7 protein-coding genes (1 of these 7 only partly in view) are annotated in these 24250 nt (G+C 67.4%); 3 read left to right on the top strand and 4 right to left on the bottom strand.

Going from position 1 to position 24250, the window contains the following annotated elements; translation table 11 throughout:
- Positions 1-81 precede the first annotated feature (81 nt).
- Positions 82-702, bottom strand: coding sequence for a glycosyltransferase (locus tag ACQP2U_RS22145; protein WP_433709231.1), 621 nt, complete (start codon positions 700-702; stop codon positions 82-84).
- Positions 703-748: 46 nt separating this feature from the next.
- Here ACQP2U_RS22145 and ACQP2U_RS22140 point away from each other — a divergent pair, with 46 nt between their 5' ends.
- Positions 749-1063 (top strand): CU044_2847 family protein, encoded by a 315-nt coding sequence (locus ACQP2U_RS22140; RefSeq protein WP_433709230.1) that lies wholly within the window; start codon positions 749-751, stop codon positions 1061-1063.
- A 3-nt stretch (positions 1064-1066) separates the two neighbouring features.
- On the opposite strand, the gene ACQP2U_RS22135 is transcribed toward ACQP2U_RS22140, so the two are convergent.
- The 3 genes from ACQP2U_RS22135 to ACQP2U_RS22125 all read right to left on the bottom strand — a co-directional run bounded on the left by ACQP2U_RS22135 (position 1067) and on the right by ACQP2U_RS22125 (position 6531).
- Positions 1067-5206, bottom strand: coding sequence for an NB-ARC domain-containing protein (locus ACQP2U_RS22135; RefSeq protein WP_433709229.1), 4140 nt, complete (start codon positions 5204-5206; stop codon positions 1067-1069).
- On the bottom strand, positions 5193-6293 hold the full coding sequence (locus tag ACQP2U_RS22130) for a hypothetical protein (RefSeq protein ID WP_433709228.1): 1101 nt from the start codon (positions 6291-6293) through the stop codon (positions 5193-5195). The genes ACQP2U_RS22135 and ACQP2U_RS22130 overlap by 14 nt, the downstream gene beginning before the upstream one ends.
- Positions 6294-6363: 70 nt before the next feature.
- Positions 6364-6531 (bottom strand): hypothetical protein, encoded by a 168-nt coding sequence (locus tag ACQP2U_RS22125; protein ID WP_433709227.1) that lies wholly within the window; start codon positions 6529-6531, stop codon positions 6364-6366.
- 1592 nt (positions 6532-8123) lie between these two features.
- Between ACQP2U_RS22125 and ACQP2U_RS22120 the strand changes: the two genes are divergently transcribed.
- Positions 8124-14309 carry a type I polyketide synthase gene (locus tag ACQP2U_RS22120; RefSeq protein ID WP_433709226.1) on the top strand — a complete coding sequence of 2062 codons (6186 nt, stop codon included), beginning with the start codon at positions 8124-8126 and terminating at the stop codon, positions 14307-14309.
- Between the two features lie 57 nt (positions 14310-14366).
- On the top strand, positions 14367-24250 hold the 5' portion of the coding sequence (locus tag ACQP2U_RS22115; protein WP_433709225.1) for an SDR family NAD(P)-dependent oxidoreductase. 4831 nt of this gene lie beyond the right edge of the window; only the first 9884 of its 14715 coding nucleotides appear in the window; it begins with the start codon at positions 14367-14369; the stop codon falls past the right edge of the window.

Raw genomic sequence — 24250 nt, 5'->3', positions numbered from 1 at the left:
CGGATTCGGAGCCTGCCGACCCGAACATGGCTGGTGCTGTTCGCACTGATTCATAGCGGACCAATGGCTTTCGCGACACGCTCATGGATCGCGCAGTAGGTCGAGGAGCTTGCGGTGGGCGTGGGTGATCCCGGACGGGGTGTAATGGGCGACCACCACCCCCTGGTCCGCGGCACGGCCGTCGAGGTGAGCACGCAGATAGTTGTATTCGTCGGGCAGGAAATGGGTCGGGGTGCCCAGGGCGTGGACCGCGTAGTTCAGCGCGGACTGATCCTCGATCGGAAGCGGTCGCGCGTTGTCGCGCCACAGCGTTGTCGCGAGATCGAAGACGGGGCGATGGGCGCGGCGATTCACGATGAACATGCCGGAGTTGAAGTACGTCGGGCGCGGGATGTCGGCGTCGTAGTCGGGGTAGAGCTCGATGAACTGGTCGCGGACACAGATGAACTCGGCTCGGTCCGATAGTGCGCCGGGCCGCCACTTGCGCAACACGACCGCGTCGGCGTCCAGATAGCAGATGTGGTCGGCGGCCACCAGATCGAACAGCGACAATTTGGCGTATCCGAGGAAGGCATCAGGCGGGAAGTTCCGCGGCGGTTGTTCGATGACAACGAATTCCAGCCCCGTCATGCGCTGTGCCCGGGCGGCGCTCAGCCGCGCGGTATCGCGATAGGAGCCGAGTCCGAGCATCACTCCGATCATGGGTCAAAGATAGTGCGCCGCAAGAGAGCACCGGTACCGTTGCACCATGAGCGAACTCTTGCGTTTCCGTACCGGCGACGGTGGCGTGATCGTGGTCGAGGGTGATCCGTCCGATTCCGGTGTGCAGCGGGTCGGTCGCGGTGGTGTGGTGGAGGTGAATCGCCGCTTCGAGGATGCGCTTGCTGACGTCCAGCGGGCCGCGGCGGCCGCGTTGGCGGTGTTCCGGGACGGCAGCCTGAAACCGGACGCGGTCGATCTGGAGTTCGGTATCAAGCTCAACGCCGAGGCCGGCGCGGTGATTGCCAAGACGTCGGTCGAGGGCCATCTGACAGTGAAGCTGTCGTGGAAGCCGGGGGCATGAGGCTCACTCTTCGCACAACGTGAGGATGTGTACGGCGCCCGCCGCCTCACCGCATGCGACTCCACCGTCGGGCAAGGGCGCGATCGCGGTGATACGGCCGTCGCCGCTGAAACAGGCCACCTCGCTTCCGGATTCGAGGTCGTAGACAGCCAGCAAGTCACCGGCGCCAACGGCTATGCGCCGCCCCCCGTGCAGTGCTGCGATGGCGCGCACGGGTGCACCGAGTTCGGCGAGCACGCCGATCAGCGCTCCGTCGGTAAGCCGCCACAACCGGATCGCACCGTCGCCGCCACCGGTCACGACTCGGTCCCCGATGATCAGAATGCCGGTCAGCAGCGAATCATGCGCCTGCTGCTCCCAAACCAGTTCCGGGGATCCGAGTCGCCAGGCCGACAGCACCCCAGAGACGCAGCCCGACAGGACCTGGTCGGCGGTCGTCGCCAGGCTGATGATCGGGCCGCCCCGTCCCCGATAGGTCTGGATCTGGTGGCGGGTCGTGACGTCCCACACGCTGACTTGCCCCCGGATGCCGCCGGCCACGACGTGGCGCTTATCGGCTTCGACGACCAGCATTCGTGGTGGCTCCGCCAGCTCGGCGTCGATCGCTCCCAGGTCGAGGTCCCGGATCGAATCGGCGGGGCCGAAGAACCGCATCCCGGTGGTCGAGGCCACCACCAGGCATCCGTCCGGGGCGACGGCTCCCCGCACCGCGTCGGAGGCGACTGCGCGGCGCACCACTTGCCCGGGGATGGGTTCGCCCGTCGCATCGAACCGGATCTCCGAGCCGATGTCGGCTTGATTCGAGATACCACCCAAGGCGTCACCGGGCAGCATCATTGCGGCACCCAGCTGGTCCAACACCATCCACCCGAGATTCGCCACCTCGACGACGGCGACCGCGGTGGCCGTCATCGAAACAGCTGTTGATCGCCGTCCGGTTGCCATGTCCCAGAACGAGACCGATCCGTCATCCGCAGCGGCCGCGACCGTGTGGTCGTCTACCACGGTGATCATCCCGATCCACGCGGCATGCATCGGAGCGCCCCGCTGAGTCGGCGAAACGGTCAGATCCCACACCCGCAAGTTCGATTCGTTCGCGGCAGATACCACGCGTGTTCCGTCGGAGCTGAACGCGGCGACTGCGATCCACCCCGTATGGCCACGCAGCGTCCGCGCCGATTCATCCCCGATACGGCGATCGCGCAACCGTAGGATGCCGTCGTCGGCGCCCGACAGCACCTGATATCCATCCGGAGCCACCGCCACCATCTCGACCCACCCGCTGTGCAGACCGACTTCGACTGCCGGGGAACTGGTTGCGAGGTCCAGCAACAGCACCTCCCCTGACGCACAGCCGACCACCGCATGTCCGCCGTCGGGTGTCGCCGCGACGGACCACACCTGCCCACGGCCGGGATCTTGGTCGATCCATACGGCCGATCCTTCACGGTGATCCCAGCAGTACACGGTACCGTCGTCGCCCGCGAACAGCGCGTGCCGATCGGTCAACGCCATCGCGCGCGACTGAACACCGCGCTGGCCTGTGTCGAAACACCATGTCTGCGTGCAGGTTCCGAGATCCCAGATCCGGAGCGTGCCGTCCTCGGACTTCGATGCGATCGTCCGTCCGCCACGCGTCGCGAGTACCGTGTACGCGATACCTGTATGCCCATGCAGCACCCCGATCTCCCGGCCGAGGGACCAATCCCATACGCGCACTGTCGTATCGACCGATGCCGACACCAGCAATGTGCTGCCTGGAACGAGCGCGATCGACCACACTGCGGCCTGGTGACCGCGCAGCACATGCCGGGTACTTCCGTCGGCGAGGTCCCACACGCGAATGGTGCCGTCGGCTGATCCGGACATCGCATAGCGGCCGTCCTCGGATACCGCAAGCTTCCACACACCCCCCGAATGCCCTTGCAGCACATGGTGTTCACGGCCGTCGTCAGCAAGGTCCCAGACGCGGACCACGCCATCCCAGCCGCCGGACAGCGCATACCGATCATCGGGTGTGAGCACGACATCACGGATCGGACTGGTATGCCCGACCAGCGTGAACAGCAGGGGCCCGCCCGGGGCCGTCAAACTTGCGGCCCGCGGTCGAAGCCAGGGTTCGGCGCACCAGTCGTATGCTTCGGCAACGAGTTCACGAACTCGAGGCCACTCCGACTCACCGAGACGCCCGACCATCTGGGCGGGAAGCTGCCCCCTACCGCGAGCCAGCGCATGGCTGCTCAGCCGCAACGCGTCGCCGACGGCCGCGACCGGATCCGACTGCGGCAGTAGCCGATAGGCGGCGATCAGCTCCGTCGCGTCGGCGGCCCACAGCATCGTCTGCAACCACGCCAGATGCGACAGCAGCGCGCGCAGCTCTTCGCCCGCGCCGGCCGCGGCAAGGTGATGCGGCAGGTTGCGATGGAAGTAGCCGTCATCCGGGCCATGCTGCCAACCGCCCGGCGCCTGCTCCCGATATGCCTCGACCAATCGCCGATGCAGGCGCGTCGGCTCTGAAACCTGGTGGCGCATATAGTCCATTTGCAGATCATGGATCCCGAAACGGCCGTCGCTCCCGAGATGGATCAGCGATCGGTCGGCGAGGCGGTCGAGCAGCTCCGCCACGTCCAGGTCGTCGAGTCCAGTCTGCTGCCAAAGCGTCTGTGCCGCACCGATGGTCGGATGCCTGCCGTCGAATACCGCGAGTTCGAGATAGCGGGCGCGATCGACAGGATCAAGGGCATCGACGCTGACGCTGATTGCGCGCAAAAGATCTGGGTATGGATAGTTGCTGAACGGTTGGGCGATCTTGGCAAGATCGGCCTGGCGCAATCGGCGCAGCACTCCAGGCCAGCGCTGCGGGCGGCCAGCGATCATGGCACCCGCCATCGCCAGCGCTAGCGCCAGATAGCCACATTCGGCCGCGATCTCCAGCGCCTCCTGCGGTAGTGCCTCCACCGCGAGCCGCGCCCACCGGGCCAATAACACCAGCGATTCCCGGATGCTCAGCCCGGTCACCTCGAAGCAGATCGCGCCCACCGCTCGCACGATGGCGGTATCTCGGGTGGTGAACAATAGCCGTCCAGGCGCCTCGACAACATCGAGATCACCGAGATCCTGTGCCGCCCAGACATTGTCAATGACCAGCAGACAACGCCGCCCCGCCAGCAACTGCGTGAGAAGCGCCTTACCCTGCTGAGCGTCTGCGAAGACCACACCCTGCTGCCCGAAGGCGGCCGCCACTTGCGCTTGTCTGGTCGGCGTCACCGGATGCGGGCCCAACTCCACCCAGACAATGCCGTCCGGAAAAGCCGCCCGCACCCGCTCGTCACGGCAAACGGCAGCTGCGAGAATAGATTTCCCGACACCGCCCATGCCTACCGCAGCGACCCGAGCTCCGTCCTCGGCCGGCGCCAGGAGCGCGGCGCGGACCTCCGATGCCACGGACCGCATGACGAACTGAGTGGGTAACGCCGGCACATTGGACAGCAGACCCATCGCCGACCGGGCCGACCCGAGCTCGACACCGAACTGCGCCACTACCGGAGCGATGAGTGCCGTGGGCAGCATGAAGCCGATCTTGCGGGCCGCGGCACGGTCGCGAGCAACCACCATGCCGACCACACCATCGGCCAAGTCGTCGCACACCGCGCCACCGCTGTAGCCGCCTTCGATCGCCGAACCGGGCACCTTGACATCCTCGAGCTGATACCAGCCACCACCCACCCGATCCCGGATCACACCGGTCGCCCATAGCCCTTCGTCGTGGCCATCCGGGAATCCGTAGACGCGAAAGGAATGCCCCCACAACATTGTCGAGTCCGAATCCAGCAGGCGGATCGGGGCGGCGGGCGGGGCGCTCGCAAGCAGTAGTACCGCGATATCACCGATTTGTCCATCGCCAACCGGCGACCAGGCCGCCACCGTTGCCTCGATCGGTTCACCGCCGGGTACCTGCGTGAACTCCACCAGTACCTGTTCGGTCGGCACCGCATCGGCCGCAGCATCTGCTCCGGTGGCATCGCCGATGACATGGGCGCAGGTCAGTACGTGCTGCTCGGTAATGAGGAATCCGGCGCCGTAGGTCGCACCATCGGCGGACTGAATCGCGACCAACGCGCGCCGCCAGTCAAGCGTAGGCATTCCACTGCTCCCCGTTCACCTCGCACCGTCCGGTGCGCAATTCGCCCGACGCCGTCCGGACGAACAGTTCCAGGCGATCCGGTCGACTCGAACACACCGCGGGGCGGCCGACCGAGCCGACTCCATCGTCGAGTACACGGTGGCGTGCCGAGGAACCGCCCGTGTCGGTGGTGAGCCAGCCAACCGTTCCCGCGGACACCCCGAAGAACACATCCACGCGGCGGGGCTGGGCCGAGACCGCCACGGGATCCGAGGCCACCGTTGACACGGTCAGTACGCGATTACCGCGACCGGTCAGCCAGTCGGGCCCGGGTTCGAACTGGATAAGCCGATCCTCTTGCCGCGCAAAGGCAACCAGACGGTTCTCGACCGCACCGATGCCGCGGCACCACACCAGGGTCGGATCACCGGTACAGCGCAGCGATTCCCCGGTCGAGTGCGCGACACCGGGACCGATATCGAAGGTGGCGCGGCCGGGCAGCATCGGTGTCGATGTCCACTCGTGTGTGCGCTCCTCGGGGACGTGATACTGCCGCCGCAACACCCCGTCGGAGCTGCCGCGCGCGACAATTTCCAGCCCATACAAGCTCGTAACCACCACGGCGGGCTGTCCGACCACAGGACGGGCCAGGCTCTCCGGTCCCATCAGGCCGATCGGCTGCTGATACCAATAGTGTTCGAGCACACTGTCCGCGCCCGTGCTGAAGACATCGAATCGGCCGCGGCTCCAACTGACGAAGCTCGCATCCGATACCGCCCCCGCGGACCTCGCCAGCCGAGGCGGCCCCCAGCGACCGTCGAATTCGTAATGCCACAACTGCGTCTCGACATCACGGACGAACACATCCAACCGATCGGGGCCCCAAGACCCGATGGTCGGGCGGCCAACGGGCTGGGCGGGCAGTTCCATCCGCTCGACGATCCTTGCCGCACCAGCGGCTACGACGAGATGGCAGAGCCCATTTCGGTCATCGACCGCGACAACATCCACGCACTCCGGTGTGCGTGCGATAGCCACGGGGTCGGTCACGATGCCGTCAGCGAGCACACGCAAGCTTGGTACCCGCAGCACGGCGCATTCGTCCACAACTCCTCATGATCCTATGGCGCGGGTGAATGCGCTGTGCCGTCGATGAATTCGAGCGCTGCAACCGGTTTCAGCCGATCACGGAGTTCATGATGGTCCCGCGCTGGTTGCGATGACGCCGCCGCGCCTGATAGGTCTCCACCAGCCATCGGGCCAGTGTGTGACGCCGCGCCAGGTTCGGCAGCGCGAGGCACACCGTGTTGAGCGAGCCTTGGCTGGTATACGGATATTTCGGCACCGTATGGCGGATGTTTCGATATATACAACGCCATAACATCCGGTATGGAGGCCGAAGCTCGATACGCCACGGGCCGAAACCCCTGCACCGCACTGAATCCCGCCAGAGCTTTGGGGCCGCATGATCACAACTCCGCCCACTGGTCCGAAACCGTCCGGCCATACCGCGGGCCGTTCGACTTGGAAGGTCCGAAGGCGCGGCCCGGCGCGCGGGTGGTGGGATTCGGCAGAACCCCGTGCACAAGACGTGGGCCGTTCCGTGACGCCGTCTCGATCGTGATCCGGCCCGCTCCGAGCGGAATCGCCCATCACCACGCTTCAGCCGTCGAATTCGATGAACGGTCGGGACCCTATCGGTGCACCCGCGCGAGGTCATCGGTTGGTTCGCGAAAGTCTATCGAATTCGCGCTGGGGCCAGAAATAGGTATGTCGTATAAGTTTCAGAGTGCTGTCTCGCCAACGGTGTGAATGGTCTTGCCGGTAATCTGCCAGGTTGCTGTAATAGCAAAACGGAATTGCAGATTCGGAATGACGGAAGATCGGTTCGGTCATCTTACGGTCACAATTCCAAAGTGTTGTGTTTTGTTCGTAAATATCACGTACATCGGTAGAAGCCGTTCCTCCGTAGCATTACATTCGACTATTCAGGCGCTGGGTCCAGACGTTCATGCGCTCCGCGGAAACGGCTGGACGCAATGGGCAGCAAGAAGGAGGTGGATCTCGATTCGATGGGTAATGCCTAGTGGCATGGACACGTGGGGTGGATCGCTGATTTCTTCGTGAGCGAGTGATGCTTCGGCGCACATTTGTAGAGCGACGATTGGCGGTGATACCGCTTTTGCATCGACGTCGCTGATGTCCGGTATGGAATGCGATGCTGTTTCCAGCGTGACTGCGACGAGTTTTCGGCCTGTCCAACGGCCGTCTGGCCACCGAATATAGCCGATCGAAGAAGTGTCGGCAAAAGATCGCCCAGCGATTGCGGGAACCCGACAATGTTGTCCCTGTGTAGAGCGAGATCTGGCATGTGTGGATCCCAGCGTCTATTCCCAATGTTGGGAACGCCTGATACTCGGGTCGTATCGCGGTGCGTGGCCGATTTCTGCTGAATGAGGCTTCGAATTAACGGTCATTGATTGACCGGAGCGGCGATGTCAAAAGGGTATGAACGGTGGCAGTCGGCGACATTGTGGTGAGTCGGCTGGCATCGGGAGTGTGAGAGGTATGTCGATGAGGGACATAGCGGTGGCGGCACTGTGTGCCGGAAAAAAGCAAACGTCCAGTTCGTGTCGATCGGCCTCGGCGAACGTTCGTACGTCATGGAGAGGCCGGGAATCGGTGCCCGCATGCTCGGACGGGGACCGGTACCGCAGGCGGTCTGCGGGCGGATCCGTCGCTTCGCCCCCGCCCAACGTTGCCGAGGGCAGTCACGACGGCTGGATTCAGCCCTAACGCGACCGGCCTTCTGCCGCCGATTCGCCGAATCACCGCTGCGCCACTCGAAGCGCGAGGACGGCGTCGGTATCCCCTTGCTGATAGCGCCGGAATTCTTCCGGCGTCTTCGGCAACCCCGATCTACCCCTGGATGTGAACGTGGACACGAACACTGGTGACTCGTCCGACCGGATGTTGGAGTACCTCAAAAAGGTCACCGTGGAGCTCATGTCGAGTCGCGACGAGCTCACCCGACTGCGGGAGCAGAGCGTCGAGCCCATTGCGATCGTGGGCATGAGCTGCCGGTATCCGGGCGGTGTTGAGTCGCCGGAGCAACTGTGGGATCTGGTCGCCTCCGGCTCGGACGCGATCGGGGAATTCCCGGCCGACCGGGGCTGGGATGTGGCGGGATTGTTCGATCCCGATCCGGACCGGTTCGGGAAGGTGTATACGCGCGAGGGCGGGTTTCTTTCCGGCGCCGGTGATTTCGATGCGGGGTTTTTCGGCATCGGCCCGCGTGAGGCGGCGGCGATGGATCCGCAGCAGCGATTGTTTCTGGAGGCCTCGTGGGAAGCCCTGGAAGACGCCGGTATCGACCCGACCTCGCTGCGAGGCAGCGACACCGGCGTGATCGCCGGAGTGATGTACACCGACTACGAGCACACGGCCAAGGCTGCCGGCCCGGCAGCGGAGGGGCACGCGGGCACCGGATCGGTGAGCAGTGTGGTGTCGGGGCGAGTGGCCTACACGCTCGGGCTGGAAGGTGCGGCGCTGACGGTCGACACGGCGTGCTCGTCGTCGCTGGTGGCGATCCATCTGGCCGCCCAGGCACTGCGCCGCCGGGAGACGTCCCTGGTGCTGGCCGGCGGTGTGACCGTGATGTCGACACCGTCGCTGTTCGTGGAGTTTTCGCGGCAGCGTGGCTTGTCGCGTGATGGGCGGTGCAAGTCGTTCTCGGCCGGCGCGGACGGGGTCGGCTGGTCCGAGGGCGTGGGCGTGCTAGTGCTGGAACGGTTGTCGGACGCGCGGCGATCCGGGCACGAAATTCTGGCCGTCATTCGCGGATCGGCGGTGAATCAGGATGGTGCGAGCAATGGTTTGACTGCGCCGAACGGTCCGTCGCAGGAGCGGGTGATCGCGTCCGCGCTGGCAGCTGCCGGACTCGAGCCGGCGGATGTGGATGTGGTGGAGGCGCACGGGACGGGAACGCCGCTGGGTGATCCGATCGAGTCACAGGCGTTGATCTCCGCATACGGACAGCGTCGCGGCGCGCCATTGCGGCTCGGGTCGCTGAAGTCGAATATCGGGCATTCGCAAGCGGCCGCGGGCGTGGGCGGGGTGATCAAGGTCGTGCAGGCGTTGCGGCACGGAATGCTGCCCAGGACGCTGCACGTGGGTGAGCCGTCGCCGCATGTGGATTGGTCGGCGGGATCGGTGCGATTGCTGACCGAGGCGGAGCCCTGGCTCGCGGGTGAGCGGGTGCGGCGGGCCGGGGTGTCCTCGTTCGGGATCAGCGGCACCAATGCTCATTTGATCGTGGAGGAAGCGCCCGCGTCCGTCCCTTCGCCGGTCGAGGAGACCGCCGCGAACCCCGCTGCCGCGGCGGATGTGCTGCCGTTGCTGGTATCGGCCAAGTCCGATGCGGCGCTGCGCGCCCAGTCGGATCGGTTGCGGCAGTGGCTGCTCGACAATCCGGATGCGGACCTGTGGAGTGTGGCGTCGTCGCTGATCGAGAACAGGACGCAATGGGACCGGCGCGCCGTGGTGGTGGGTCGCGATCGCGAACAGCTGGCGTCGGAGTTGGCGGACCTGGTGTCGGGGTCCTCGGCGGCCGGTGCGTCCGTCGCGGGTGGGACGGCATTTCTGTTCACGGGGCAGGGAGCTCAGCGGGTGGGGATGGGGGCGGAGCTCTATGCGGCCTTCCCGGTTTTCGCGACGGCGTTGGACGAGGTCTGCGCCGAGTTCGATCCCCATCTCGGCGGGTCGTTGCGGGAGGTGATGTTCTCCGGCAGCGCTGCGGCACGGCCGCCGGGGGTCGGCGCGGCCGATGTCGCACTGGATCGGACGGAGTGGACGCAGCCCGCGTTGTTCGCGTTCGAGGTGGCGTTGTTCCGGTTGATGGGGTCGTTCGGCGTGACCGCGGATGTGCTGGCCGGACATTCGATCGGCGAGCTGACGGCCGCCTACGTCGCGGGGGTGTGGTCGCTGGCGGACGCGTGTGCGCTGGTGGCGGCGCGGGGCCGCTTGATGGGTGCGTTGCCGGCGGGCGGCGCGATGCTCGCGGCCGCTCTGACCGAAAAGGAAGCGCTCGAACTCGTTGCGGTACACAGTGATCGGTTATCGGTCGCGGCTGTGAACGGCCCTTCGTCGGTGGTGCTGTCCGGCGCTGCCGACCTCGTCGAAGCGGCGGAGCGCGAGCTGTCCGACGCGGGCGTGCGGACATCGCGACTGCGAGTCGGTCACGCGTTCCATTCGGCGTTGATGGAGCCGATGCTCGACGAATTCCGTTCCGTGGCAGCGGGTCTGACATATCGATCGCCGACCGTTCCGGTGGTGTCGAACATCTCCGGCGGTGTCGCCGGTGCCGAGGTGACCGATCCGGAGTACTGGGTGCAGCAGGTACGCGGCTGCGTGCGATTCGCGCCCGGCGTCGATGCCCTCGTCGCGGCCGGGGTGCGGCGATTCGTGGAGGTGGGCCCGGATGCGGTGCTGGCATCCATGACTCGCCAGTGCCTGGCCGAATATCCGGAGGTCGAGGCGGGGGCGATGGTTGCCGCCGGAGCGCGGCGTTCGGTCGACGAAGTGACGCAGTGCGTGACGATGCTGGGGCAGCTGTACGCCTGCGGTGCCGAGGTGGATTGGCAGCCGATCTTCGCGGGCCGTCCGCTGCACCGGGTGTCGTTGCCCACGTACGCATTTCAGCGTCAGCGGTTCTGGTTGGAGCCGCTCGCCGCCGATGCCTCCGCGGTGTCGTCGGATCATCCGATCCTGACCGGCGTCGTCTCCGTGGCGGGCAGGGACGAATGGCTGTTCACCGGACGGATGTCGTTGCGGACCCACCCGTGGCTCGCCGATCACGCGGTCTTCGGCTCGGTGTTGCTGCCCGGGACCGGATTCGTGGAACTGGCGTTGACCGCCGGCACTCGGCTCGGCGCCGAGGTCGTCGAGGAACTGCTGCTGGAAGCGCCGCTGCTGCTGCCGGACGACACCGCGGTCGATATTCAGCTCGGTGTCGAGCCCGCCGATGGCGCGGGCAGGCGTCGGTTCGCCGTGCACTCCAGGGTGTCCGGTGAGCATTCCGACGGCGCGGAGTGGGTCGCGCACGCGACAGGGGTGCTGGCGCCCGTGGCCGGCGCGGCGAACGCGGTGTGGGACGGACGGGTGTGGCCGCCCGCGGGCGCCGAACCGGTGGACTCGGCGCGGCTGTACGAGCGGTTGGCGGACATGGGTTTCGGGTACGGCCCGGCATTCCGGGGTGTGCGCGCCGCGTGGATGCGCGGTGCCGAGGTGTTCGCTGAGCTGTCGTTGCCCGAGAACGCGGACGCGCGGCGGTTCCGGGTGCACCCGGCCTTGCTGGACGCCGCTTTCCACACCGCGATCGACCGTCTCGCCGATACCGGCGACGGCCGGGTGCCCTTGCCGTTCTCGTTCGCCGGAGTGCGCGTCTACCGGGAGGAAGCCACGGCCGTGCGGGTGCGTGTCGCCCGCAGCGACGACACCATCCGAGTAGATGCCGCCGACACGCATGGTCTACCCGTAGTGGCCGTCGACACCCTCGTCGCGCGCCCGGTCGATGCCCGCACCCTGCGCCGTGATCGCGCAACTTCGCACCCGCTCTACACCCTCCGGTGGACTCCGGTATCTACCTCGATCTCCGTGAATCGTTGTGCTGTAGCGGTATTGGGCTCCACGACGATGCCGGGCGCCGAGGCACACACGGATCTGGACGCTCTGCTCGCAATGTCGTCCGTACCCGAGATCGTCGTCTGGCACTGTGACGACGTCCCCGCGACGGGTGATGCCGCGCAGGTGGCCCGGCTGCGAGTCGATGCGGCGCTGACAATGGTCCGGGACTGGATCGCCGACGAACGATTCGAGAAATCCACGCTGGTCGTCGTGACCCGCAACGCCGCGGAAATACCGGGCGAATTGTGTGATCCCGCGGCAGCCGCGGTATCCGGTCTGATCGCGTGTGCGCAGTCGGAACATCCCGGCCGGGTCGTCCAGATCGACCACGACGACGCCACCGCGGTGACATCCGGCACGGTGGTGCGAGCCGCGGATCTCGGTGAGCCGCAGGTGGCAGCGCGTGCCAACGCGCTACTGGTACCCAGGCTGATACCGGCCGCCGCGCCGGATGCGGCACCGGTCTCGTTCGGCGGCGGGACGGTTCTGATCACCGGTGGCACCGGAGGTCTGGGTGCGCTGACGGCGCGACATCTTGTTGCGGCACATGGCGTTCGGAGCCTGCTGCTGGTTTCCCGGCGGGGACCGGATGCCCCGGGCGCCGCGGATCTGGTCGGCGATCTCGAGGCCGCGGGTGCGCAGGTCCGGGTGGCCGCCTGCGACGTCGCAGACCGAGATGCGCTGCGAGATCTGCTGCGGACCATCCCGGAGCAACACCCGCTGACCGCCGTGATCCACACCGCCGGCGTACTCGACGACGGCACCGTCGAGACGCTGACCACCGAGCAGATCGACCGCGTCATGCGACCGAAAGTCGATGCGGCACTGCATCTGCACGAACTCACCCGGGATCACGACCTGTCGGCGTTCGTGCTGTTCTCCTCCGCCGCCCCGCTACTCGGTGGTCAGGGCCAGGGCAACTACGCGGCCGCGAACCGTTTCCTCGACGCACTCGCGCATCGTCGTCGCGAAACCGGGCTGCCCGCGCACTCGCTGGCGTGGGGGCTGTGGACGCTCGGTATGGCAGGCGTGCTCGATCGGGAAGATACCGAGGTCATAGCCCGCCGTATTCGCACCCGGCTCGGGCTGCTACCCATCACCCCCGAGCCGGGATTGGCGATGTTCGACAAGGCGCTGGCCACCGGCCACTCGCTGCTGATGACCGCGTCGCTCGATAGGGACGCGCTCGCATCGCTCGCTCGCTCCGGCGTGCTGCCGCCGGTGCTGCGCGAGATCGTGCGCGCGCCCGTGGCAGCGCAGCCCGGCAGCGAACGCGGCTCGCTGGCACAGCGTTTGGAGATGCTGCCTGAGGACGATCACTACGAGGTCATCCTCCAGGAGATACGCTCGCTGGCCGCCGTCGTCCTCGGACACAAGTCGGCCGCCGCGGTGGCCGCGGATGTGCCGTTCGCCGAACTCGGATTCGACTCGTTGGGCGGCGTCGAGTTCCGTAACAGGCTCGTCGCCATCACGGGTCTGTCTCTGCCGTCGACGCTGGTGTTCGAGCATCCGACCGCCGCCGCGGTCGCGCAGCTGCTGCGGTCGCGGATGGGGGCCGTCGAGGTTCGGCACGAGCCGCCGCCCGCCGCATCGGGAGTACGTGGCCGGTTGACGGAGCTGGTGATGGCGGCGCATCGGCGCGGGGACGCGACCGAGGCGATGCCGCTGTTGATCGAAAGTGCCAGACTGAGCGTCGCTTTCGATGAGCCGGCCGCCGCGAATGGCCCCTCGGCGCCCATGCTGCTGTCGCGCGCCGGCGCCGGACCCAACCTGATCTGCATCCCGTCGTTCCTGGTCGGCAACGGACCGCACCAGTTCGGCCGCTTGGCGCGCGAACTCGGCGCCGAATTCGGTGTGTCCGCGTTGCGACTGCCGGGGACCCGAGTCGGTGAACCGATGCCGCCGACCTGGGACGCGCTGCTCGACCACCTTGCCGTTGTCACCGAAAACGCCACGGGCGAGCATCCGTTCGTACTCGTCGGCTACTCGATCGGCGGAGCGGTCGCGCACGCGCTCGCCGCACGGCTCGACGAGCGTGGTCGTGGCCCGGTCGGTGTCGCGATGCTCGACACCTATTCACCGGATGGTGAAGACCTCATCGGCATCGTTTTCGCCGGCGCGCTCGGCCTGGTGCTCGATCGCGGTCACGAACTGATCGATATCGACGACCACGCACTGGTCGCCATGGGCAATTATGTGCGGATCTTCGGCGAGCGCGGCACGCGGTCCATTGCCGCGCCCACGCTGAATCTGCGAGCCACTGTCGGGCTACCGGGCCTCGATATCGCTGCACCGGTGCCGGATTGGCAGCACCGCGGCGACACGATCCACATATCCGCCGACCACTTCTCCCTCATCGAAGACGCGGCACCGGCCGCGGCAGAGGGGATTCGGCGATGGCTCCACTCGATTGCGAGCGACGTCGTGAGCAACCGATGAACCGCGTGATCGCGAAAAACACATGCTGGGAATCGAATAAGGCGAGATAGAGGAATCATGGTCGACGCGAATGAGATCGCCATTGTCGGAATGTCGTGCCGGATGCCCGGCGCTTCCGATCTCGAGAGCTTCTGGCGGTTGCTGCGCGATGGGCGCGAGGCTATCGGCTCCGCTCCCGCAGACCGCCCGCGAATCGAGGAGAAGGCCGGATTCCTGGCTTCGGCATCGGAATTCGACGCCGACTTCTTCGGGGTGGCGCCGAATGAGGCGCGTGCCATCGATCCGCAGCAGCTGCTCGGTCTCGAGCTGAGCTGGGAGGCCCTCGAAGACGCGGGCTACCGCGATCGCGACGGTGCCCGCGCGGGAGTGTTCCTGGGCAGCACCGGAACCGATTTCGCCGAAATCGAGGCGTCGCGGGGTAAGCCCGGCGTCGGCAGGCATTCGTTGTCGGGCGTCGGGCGCGGCGTCGCCGCCAACCGGATTTCGAATTACTACGGGTTCACCGGTCCGAGCATCGTGGTGGACAGCGGGCAGTCCTCGTCGCTGGTCGCGGTGCACCTGGCGTGTGAATCGTTGCGCGGCGGCGAGTGTGATGTGGCCTTGGCGGGCGGGCTGAATCTCATCCTGTCGCCGCTGGGTGGTGAGCGCTACGAGCAGTTCGGCGCGCACTCACCGTCGGGACGGTGCTACACCTTCGATGAACGTGCGGACGGCACGGTGCGCGGCGAAGGCGGCGGCATCGTCGTACTCAAGCCGCTGGCGCGCGCGGTCGCCGATGGTGACCGGATCTACGCGGTGATCCGCGGCAGTGCTATCAACAGCGGCAATGAGCGTCAAGTGCTGAGCGCGCCCAGTGTGTCCGCGCAGACCGCGGTGATCAGGGCCGCGCTGGCGGCCGCCCATGTGGAACCCGCGTCGGTGGATTATGTGGAGCTGCACGGAACCGGTACACCCGCGGGCGATCCGGTGGAAGCGCGGGCCCTCGGCGAGATCTATGGCGCCGGGCGGTCCGGGAGCGCACCGCTGGCTGTCGGTTCGGTCAAGACGAATATCGGGCATCTGGAGGGTGCCGCCGGGATCGCCGGCCTGATCAAGACCGTGCTGAGCCTGCGGCATCGGGAACTGGCGCCCAGCTTGAACTTTCACACCGCCAATCCGCAGATTCCACTCGAAGCGCTGCGATTGCGGGTGCAGACCGCGACGGAGCACTGGCCGGGCGCGGCACAGCGCCGGGCGGGCGTGTCGTCGTTCGGAATGGGTGGCACGAACGCACATGTGATTCTGGAGGAGGCGCCGGCGCCGGTCGCGGGTGGTACGGGTGTGGCCGCCGCCGACCGCCCGGTGACCTGGGTGTTGTCCGGGCAGAGCCCGGAAGCGTTGCGGCAGCAGGCTGTTCGATTGCAGGAGTGGCTGGCCGGACATCCGGCCGGTGATGCCGCCGATGTGGCGTATTCGCTCATCCATTCGCGCACAGCGTTGGACTGGCGGGGCGCGGTGATCGGACACGACGCCGACGCGATGGGTGTCGCGCTGGCCGCGCTGGTCGGTCCGGCGGCGCAGACCTCGGAAGAGGTTGCCGTGGTGTCGGGTCGTGGGGTGCCGCGTCGGGTGGCGTTTGTTTTTCCGGGGCAGGGGAGTCAGTGGGTGGGGATGGGTGCGGGGTTGTTGGCTGGGGGTGGGGTGTTTGCGGAGTCGGTGGTGGAGTGTGAGGCGGCGTTGGCGCCGTTTGTGGGTTGGTCTTTGAGTGCGGTGTTGCGGGGTGAGGCTGGGGCTGGGTCGTTGGATCGGGTGGATGTTGTTCAGCCGGTGTTGTTTGCGGTGATGGTGTCGTTGGCGCGGGTGTGGCGTGCGGCGGGTGTGGAGCCGTCGGTGGTGGTGGGGCATTCGCAGGGTGAGATCGCGGCGGCTGTGGTCGCGGGTGGGCTGTCGCTATCGGATGGCGCGCGCATCGTGGCGGTGCGGTCGCGTGCCGTCGCCGAGGTGCTGGCGGGTTCGGGCGGTATGGCGTCGATCGGTTCTACGGCGGAGGTGGTTGCCCAGCGGTTGTCGGATTTCGGGGGCCGGTTGTCGGTCGCGGCGGTCAATGGTCCCGGCCAGGTTGTGGTGTCGGGTGAGGCCGCGGCGTTGGACGAGTTTCTGGCGGGGTGTGCGGCCGATGGGGTGTGGGCCAGGCGGATCCCGGTGGATTACGCCTCGCATTCGGCGGCGGTGGAGGCCGTTCGCGACCGGGTGCTGGCGGAGCTGGAATCGATTGAGCCGGTATCGGGTTCGGTGCCGTTCTTCTCGACGGTGACAGCGGATTTCATGGACACCGCCGAGTTGGACGCCGGGTACTGGTACCGGGGGCTGCGTGAGCAGGTGCGCTTCGCCGACGCGATCGAGACGTTACTGGACTCGGGGACGAATGCGTTCGTGGAGACGAGCCCACATCCTGTGGTGTCGACGGCGATCGAGCTGACGGCGGATTCGATGGGGCTGGCGGACCGGGTCGCGGTCGTCGGCACGCTGCGGCGCGACCACGGCGGCCGACAGCAGTTCGCCGCGGCCTTGGCACATGCCTACTGCGTGGGTATCGATGTAGCACCGGAACTGCTGGCCCCACCGGCACAGCGGGTGGAACTGCCGACGTATGCGTTCCAGCGGCGGCAGTGCTGGACGCTGGATGGCGTGGAGCCGCTTCCGGCTCCGCAGCGCACCGCGTCCCCGGTTCGAAGCAGGCGTGCCGTGGTGGAGGGCCCGTTGGCGCCGCGGTTGTTCGCCGCGGCCGAGCGTGACCGCGACGCGCTCGTGCTCGAGGTCGTGGCCGAACAGGCCGCGGCGGTGCTCGGCCATGATTCGGCCGATGCCGTCGCACCCGATCTGCCGTTCACCGCCGCCGGGTTCGATTCGGTGAGCGGACAACAGCTTCGGAGCTACCTGGCATCGGCCACCGGTGTGCCGTTGCCCGCGACTCTGATCTTCGACCACCCGACGCCGATGGCGGTGGCGCGGCTGGTGCGTGCACATCTGGAAGGGATCGATCCCGATGTGCCACGAGTGACTCACCGGGCCGTCTCCGATGAGCCGATCGCCATCGTCGGTATCGGCTGCCGTTTCCCGGGTGGTGTCGGATCGGCCGAGGATCTCTGGGAACTCGTCGCGGCGGGACGGGACGTGATCGCGCCGTTCCCATCGGATCGGGGCTGGGATCTGGAGCGGTTGTTCGATGCGGACCCGGATAAGCCGGGGACCGTGTACACCCGGGAGGGCGGCTTCCTCGATGACGCCGGCGGTTTCGATGCGAGCTTCTTCGGCGTGGGCCCGCGCGAGGCGGCGGCGATGGATCCGCAGCAGCGGCTGATGCTGGAGGTCTCCTGGGAGGCGCTCGAGGACGCGGGTATCGACCCCGCGTCGCTGCGCGGCAGCGATACCGGCGTCTACGTCGGCGCCTGCTCGTCGGGGTACTCGCCCGGGGTCGTCGGTGAATACGAAGGTTTCCGGCTGACCGGGACATCACACAGCGTGATATCCGGCCGTGTCTCTTATGTTTTCGGTCTGGAAGGCCCGGCGGTCACGGTCGATACCGCGTGTTCGTCGTCGCTGGTCGCATTGCACCTGGCGTGCCAGGCGTTGCGTCAGGGGGAAGCATCGCTGGCGCTGGCGGGCGGTGTGAGTGTGTCGGCGAGTCCGAGTCTGTACGTGGATTTCGCGCGACAGCGGGGGCTGGCGCCGGATGGGCGATCCAAGGCGTTCGCCGCCGCGGCCGACGGCGTGACGTGGTCCGAGGGCGTCGGGGTGCTCGTGGTCGAGCGGCTGTCGGACGCACAGCGGCTGGGGCACGACATTCTCGGCGTGGTGCGCGGCAGCGCGATCAATCAGGACGGTGCGAGCAATGGCCTGACCGCGCCGAACGGTCCATCGCAGGAGCGGGTGATCGCGCAGGCGCTGGCCAATGCCGGGCTCCGGGCATCGGATGTGGACGCGGTCGAAGCCCATGGCACCGGAACGGCATTGGGTGATCCGATCGAGGCGCAGGCATTGATCGCCACCTACGGACAGGACCGGTCGGAGCCCTTGCGGATCGGGTCGGTGAAGTCGAATATCGGTCACGCGGTCGCCGCGGCCGGTATCGGTGGTGTCATCAAGATGGTGGCCGCCCTGCGGCGCGAAACTCTGCCGCGAACGCTGCATGTGGATGCGCCGACGCCGCACGTGGATTGGTCGGCAGGGTCGGTTCGATTGCTGACCGAGGCCGAGCCCTGGCCCGTCTCCGATCGGGTGCGGCGTGCGGGTGTGTCGTCGTTCGGGATCAGCGGCACCAACGCGCATGTGATTCTCGAGGAAGCGCCGGCGGTCGTACCGTCGCCGGACGAAGACGCCGCCGCGGTGGCGACCGATGTGGTTCCTGTGCTGGTGTCGGCCAAGTCCGACGAGGCGTTGCGCGCACAGGCGGATCGGCTGCGGCAGTGGATGATCGACCGGCCCGATGCCAGTGTCGCCGATATCGCGTATTCCTCGGTCGAGACACGCGGACACTTCGATCGGCGCGGCGCGGTCGTGGGCCGCGACCGGGAACAGGTGCTGGCCGGTCTCGCCGCTCTCGCCTCGGGCGAGGCGGCGTCGGTCTTCGAGGGGCAGGTCATCCCGGGGAAGACGGCGTTCCTGTTCACCGGTCAGGGTGCGCAGCGAGCCGGGATGGGCGCGCAGTTGTACGGCGCGTTTCCGGTGTTCGCGTCGGCATTGGACCAGGTGTGCGCCCAGATCGATCCGCTGCTCGGCCGGTCGCTGAAAGACCTGATGTTCGATGAGGAGAACGCGGCGCTGCTGGACCTCACGGAGTTCACCCAGCCCGCGCTGTTCGCCTTCGAGGTGGCGCTGTTCCGGTTGGTGGAGTCCTTCGGTATGGCGCCGGATGTGCTGATCGGGCATTCGATCGGCGAGTTGGTGGCCGCCTGTGTGACGGGGGTGTGGTCGCTGGCGGATGCGTGCGCCCTGGTGGTGGCACGCGGACGGCTGATGGGCGCGCTACCCGAGGGCGGGGCGATGCTCGCGGTGGCGGTACCCGAGGATCGGGCAGCCGGGATGCTGACCGAGTTCCAGGGCCAGGTATCGATGGGCGCGGTGAACGGTCCGTCGTCGGTGGTGCTGTCCGGTGACGCCGCGGCGATAGCCGAGATCGAGGACAAGCTGGCCGGCGAGGGAGTCAAGACCTCCCGGTTGCGGGTCAGTCATGCGTTCCACTCGGCGTTGATCGAGCCGATGCTCGATGAATTCCGCAGTGTGGCAATGGGATTGACCTATCACGAGCCGGTCGTTCCGATCGTGTCGAATGTGTCGGGTGTCCTGGCCGGCGCCGAGGTGACCGATCCGGGTTACTGGGTCGACCAGGTGCGTAGTTGTGTCCGGTTCGCACCGGGTATCGAGACCGCGGTAGCGGCCGGGGTGCGGCGCTTCGTGGAGATCGGCCCCGATGCCGTGTTGTCCGCGATGACTCGACAGTGCCTGGCCGAGATCCCGGATGTGGAGGCCACATCGACGGTGGTCGCCGCGGCCCGGCGTGCGGCCGACGAGCCGACGCAATTCGTGTCCGCGCTGGCACAGGCCCATGTGGCAGGTATGAGTGTGGACTTGCGCCCGCTGTCGGCCGGTCGCGGTGCGCAGCGGGTTTCGTTGCCCAGCTACGCCTTCCAGCATCGGCGGTACTGGCTGCAGCCAGTCGAAGCGGCGGCAGGCGACTCTGGAGGTCATCCGATCCTGACGGGTGTGACCGAGCTCGCCGATACCGACGAATGGTTGTTCACCGGCCGGTTCTCGTTGCGCACGCATCCATGGATCGCCGACCACATGGCCTACGGCGTCGTGGTGGTGCCGGGCGTGCTGTTGCTCGAGTTCCTGCTCGCCGCCGGTCGCGGGATCGGCTGCGAGGTGGTCGAGGAAGTCATGGTGCAGGCGCCGATCCGGCCCGGTGCGGACGCGGTCGATCTGCAGGTGCTGGTGCAGTCGGCCGATGAGTCCGGGCGGCGTTCGTTCGAATTCTTCTATCGGAATGCCTCCGATGAGGCGTGGGTGCGCAATGCCACGGGCGTGTTCGCGGCGGAGCCGGCCGACGATTCGGCGTTGGTGTCGCAGCTGCGGGACCAGGAGTGGCCACCGACCGATGCCGAACGCGTGGACGTGGATCGGCTGACGCTTCCGGCGCAGATCACCGAGGACACCGGACTCGAGTACGGTCCGGCGTTCATCGGTGTGCCGGCGGTATGGCAGCGTGGCGACACGGTCTTCTCGGGGGTCGTGCTGGACACCGACGCGGCACCGGAGTCCGGGCACGGTGTGCATCCGGCCTTGATGGAGCTGGTCGTGCATGCCGGGCTGTCCCGCTTGGTTTTCCGGGCCGCGGAGCCCGACCCCGATTCCGGGTGGTTGCTGTTCCAGTGGGGCGGTGCGCGTTTTCACGCGCCGGTGCCCACGGAGGTGACGGAGCTGCGGGTCATGGCGGTGAAAGCCGGAGTGAACACCATCGCCGTCGCGGCCGTCGATACGAACGGCAATCCGATCCTGTCGATCGACGCCGTCATGATGCGTCGCAACGACGCCAAGGAATTCCGGCGCGGCTTGTCCGAGGACGCGGCCGGTCTGTACCAGGTGCACTGGGAGCCTGCCACGGCAGCGCCGGCCGGATCGCCGGCGCCGTCGATGGCCGTGCTCGCGGATTCGGCGGTACCGGGGATCGGCGTGTCATTCGCTTCCGTCACCGAACTCGTTGCGGCGGAACAGCTTCCGGAAGTCGTGGTGTGGCGCGTCCCGGAACAGGCGGCGGATGGTCCGGCAGTGGTGCGGGCCGGGGTGCACAGCACGCTCGCCACGGTGAAATCCTGGCTTGCCGAGGAGCGACTGTCCGATGTCCGGATGGTGCTGCTCACCACCGGTGGGGCGGGGCTGCCCGGCGAGGTACCGGATGTGGTGGCGGCCGCGGCGTGGGGGTTGGTCCGCAGTGCGCAGTCGGAAAATCCGGGGCGGTTCGTTCTCCTCGACGAGGATCCGGCCGAGCGGTCGGGCGCCGACCGGATCGCGGCGGTGCTGGCCTCGGGTGAGCCGCAGGCCGCGGTGCGGGGTGCGGGAGTTCTGGTTCCCAGGCTCACCCGGACATCGAAGGCCGACGAGGTGCGCGACACCGGCGCGGCGCCGGCTTTCGGCGACGGCGCGGTCTTGATCACCGGTGGTATCGGTGGCCTCGGTGCGTTGTTCGCCCGGCACCTGGTCGCCGAACACGGCGTGCGCAGGTTGGTGCTGTCGTCGCGGCGGGGTCCCGAGGCGCCGGGGGCGTCCGAGCTCGTCGCCGAACTGGGCCGGGCGGGCGCCGATGCCCGCGTGGTCGCGTGTGATGTCGGCGACCGTGACGCGGTGCGAAACCTGTTGGACGCCATGGATTCCGACGGCGGTGTGACCGCTGTGGTGCATACGGCGGGTGTTATCGACGATGGCACCGTGGAGTCGCTGACCAGTGAACAAGTAGACCGGGTGCTGGCGCCGAAGGTGTACGGGGCGTGGTATCTGGACGAGCTGACTCGTGACCGCGATATGTCGGCGTTCGTGGTCTTCTCATCGATGGCGGGGGTACTGGGTTCGGCCGGGCAGGGCAATTACGCCGCGGCCAACGCTTTCCTGGACGGTCTGGTGCAGCGGCGCCGCGCGGCGGGATCGGCTGCGGTGTCGCTGGCATGGGGGCCGTGGAACTCCGGCAGCGGCATGACCGGGGAACTGGACAGCACCGCACTCGCACGATGGGAGCGGCTGGGGCTGGGCCGGCTCGGTGATGCCGAGGGCCTGCGGTTGTTCGACGAAGCGGTCGCCGGTTCGCAGGAGTGTCCGGCCGCGATCCGGTTCGACCCGAGCGTATTGCGGCGCGTGTCGGATCCCGATGCGGTTCCGGCCGTTTTGCGCGGTTTCGTACCGCGTTCGATGCGCCCGGCGAAGGCTGCGGGAAAGCCCGCGGCCGGTGCGCTGGCCGAGCGGTTGGCCCAGGTGCCCGAGGCCCGGCGCGCCGACGTGGTGTCGGAGGTGGTGCTGGCGCAGGCGGCGGCGGTGCTGGGACATGATTCGGCGGCCGATATCCGGCCCGATCGGCGCTTCGACGAGATCGGTTTCGATTCGCTGGGTGGCGTGGAATTCCGGAACCGGCTGAACAAGGCCACCGGTATTCAGCTGCCGTCGACTCTGGTGTTCGACTATCCGACCCCCGCGGCGGTGGCGAAACTGGTGTTGTCGAAGGTGGAGCCGAAAGCCGCGAGCGAACCGGTCAAGAAGGTGGCCCGCCGGACCCGGACCGACGAGCCGATTGCCATCGTGGGGATGGGCTGCCGGTTCCCCGGCGGTGTGACGTCGCCGGCGGAGTTGTGGGACCTTCTCGCCGGGGGAATCGACGCGACCAGTGAGTACCCGTCGGATCGCGGATGGGATCTGGAGCGGCTGTTCGACGAGGACCCGGACAAGCCGGGCACCGTGTACAGCCGTCGTGCCGGATTCCTCGACGGCGCCGGTGATTTCGATGCCGGCTTCTTCGGAATCAGTCCACGCGAGGCATCGGCGATGGACCCGCAGCAGCGGCATTTGCTCGAATCGTCCTGGGAGGCATTGGAAAACGCGGGAATCGACCCGGTCGCGTTGCGCGGCACCGATGCCGGCGTGTTCGTGGGGGCGTGCTACTCGGGCTATTTCAACCGGGTCACCCCCGAGTTCGAGGGCCATCGGCTCACCGGCACGCAGGGCAGTGTGACGTCGGGACGGCTGTCGTATGTCTTGGGTATCGAAGGACCTTCGGTCACCGTGGACACCGCGTGCTCCTCGTCGCTGGTCGCCTTGCATCTGGCCTGTCAGGCGCTGCGGCAGGGAGAGACCTCGCTGGCCTTGACGGGCGGTGCGACCATCTACGCCGATCCCTATCTCTCCATCGATTTCGCAAGGCAGCGCGGCATATCGCGGGAGGGTCGTTGCAAGTCGTTCGCTGCCACGGCAGATGGCACGGCATTCTCCGAGGGCGTCGGCATGCTCGTGCTCGAGCGCCTGTCGGACGCGCAGCGCGCGGGTCACCCCGTGCTGGCGGTGGTCCGGGGCAGCGCGATCAACCAGGACGGGGCGAGCAACGGTTTGTCGGCGCCGAATGGTCCTTCGCAGGAGCGGGTGATCACCACGGCGTTGGCGAACGCGGGGCTGGAGCCGACCGATATCGATGCGGTGGAGGCACACGGGACGGGAACGCCGCTGGGTGATCCGATCGAGGCGCAGGCCCTGATCGGAACCTACGGGCAGGGGCGATCGAGTGGGCCGCTGTGGCTCGGGTCGTTGAAGTCGAATATCGGGCACACCACGGCCGCGGCGGGTGTGGGCGGTGTCATGAAGATGGTGCTGGCGTTGCGGCACGAGACGCTGCCGAAAACCCTGCACGTGGACGAGCCGAGCCCGAAGGTGGACTGGTCGGCCGGCGAGGTGGAGTTGCTGACCGAGTCGCGGCCGTGGCCGCGCAACGGGCGTGCTCGTCGCGCGGGCGTGTCGTCGTTCGGTGTCAGCGGCACCAACGCCCACGCCATCCTGGAGGAGGCGCCGCTCCCGACTCGCGCCGAATCTGCCATTGCCGCACAAGATTCGGGTCCAGCCGATTCGGATGCCATGTCGTGGATGTTGTCGGCGGTGAGTCCGGAGGCATTGCGGCAGCAGGCTGTTCGGCTCGAGCAGTGGTTGCGCACGCACCCGGATACCGACGCGGCGGATGTGGCGCATTCATTGCTGCGTCACCGGTCGCAGTTGGAGTGGCGCGGTGCGGTGATCGGTCGCGATCGCGACGGATTGATGGCGGGCCTGGCCGCGCTGGTCGGTCCGGCGGCGCAGACCTCGGAAGAGGTTGCCGTGGTGTCGGGTCGTGGGGTGCCGCGTCGGGTGGCGTTTGTTTTTCCGGGGCAGGGGAGTCA

Origin of the sequence: Nocardia sp. CA-084685 (genome assembly GCF_050955785.1) — a bacterium.
Lineage (GTDB): Bacteria > Actinomycetota > Actinomycetes > Mycobacteriales > Mycobacteriaceae > Nocardia.
This window is presented reverse-complemented; position numbering and strand designations above follow the sequence as displayed.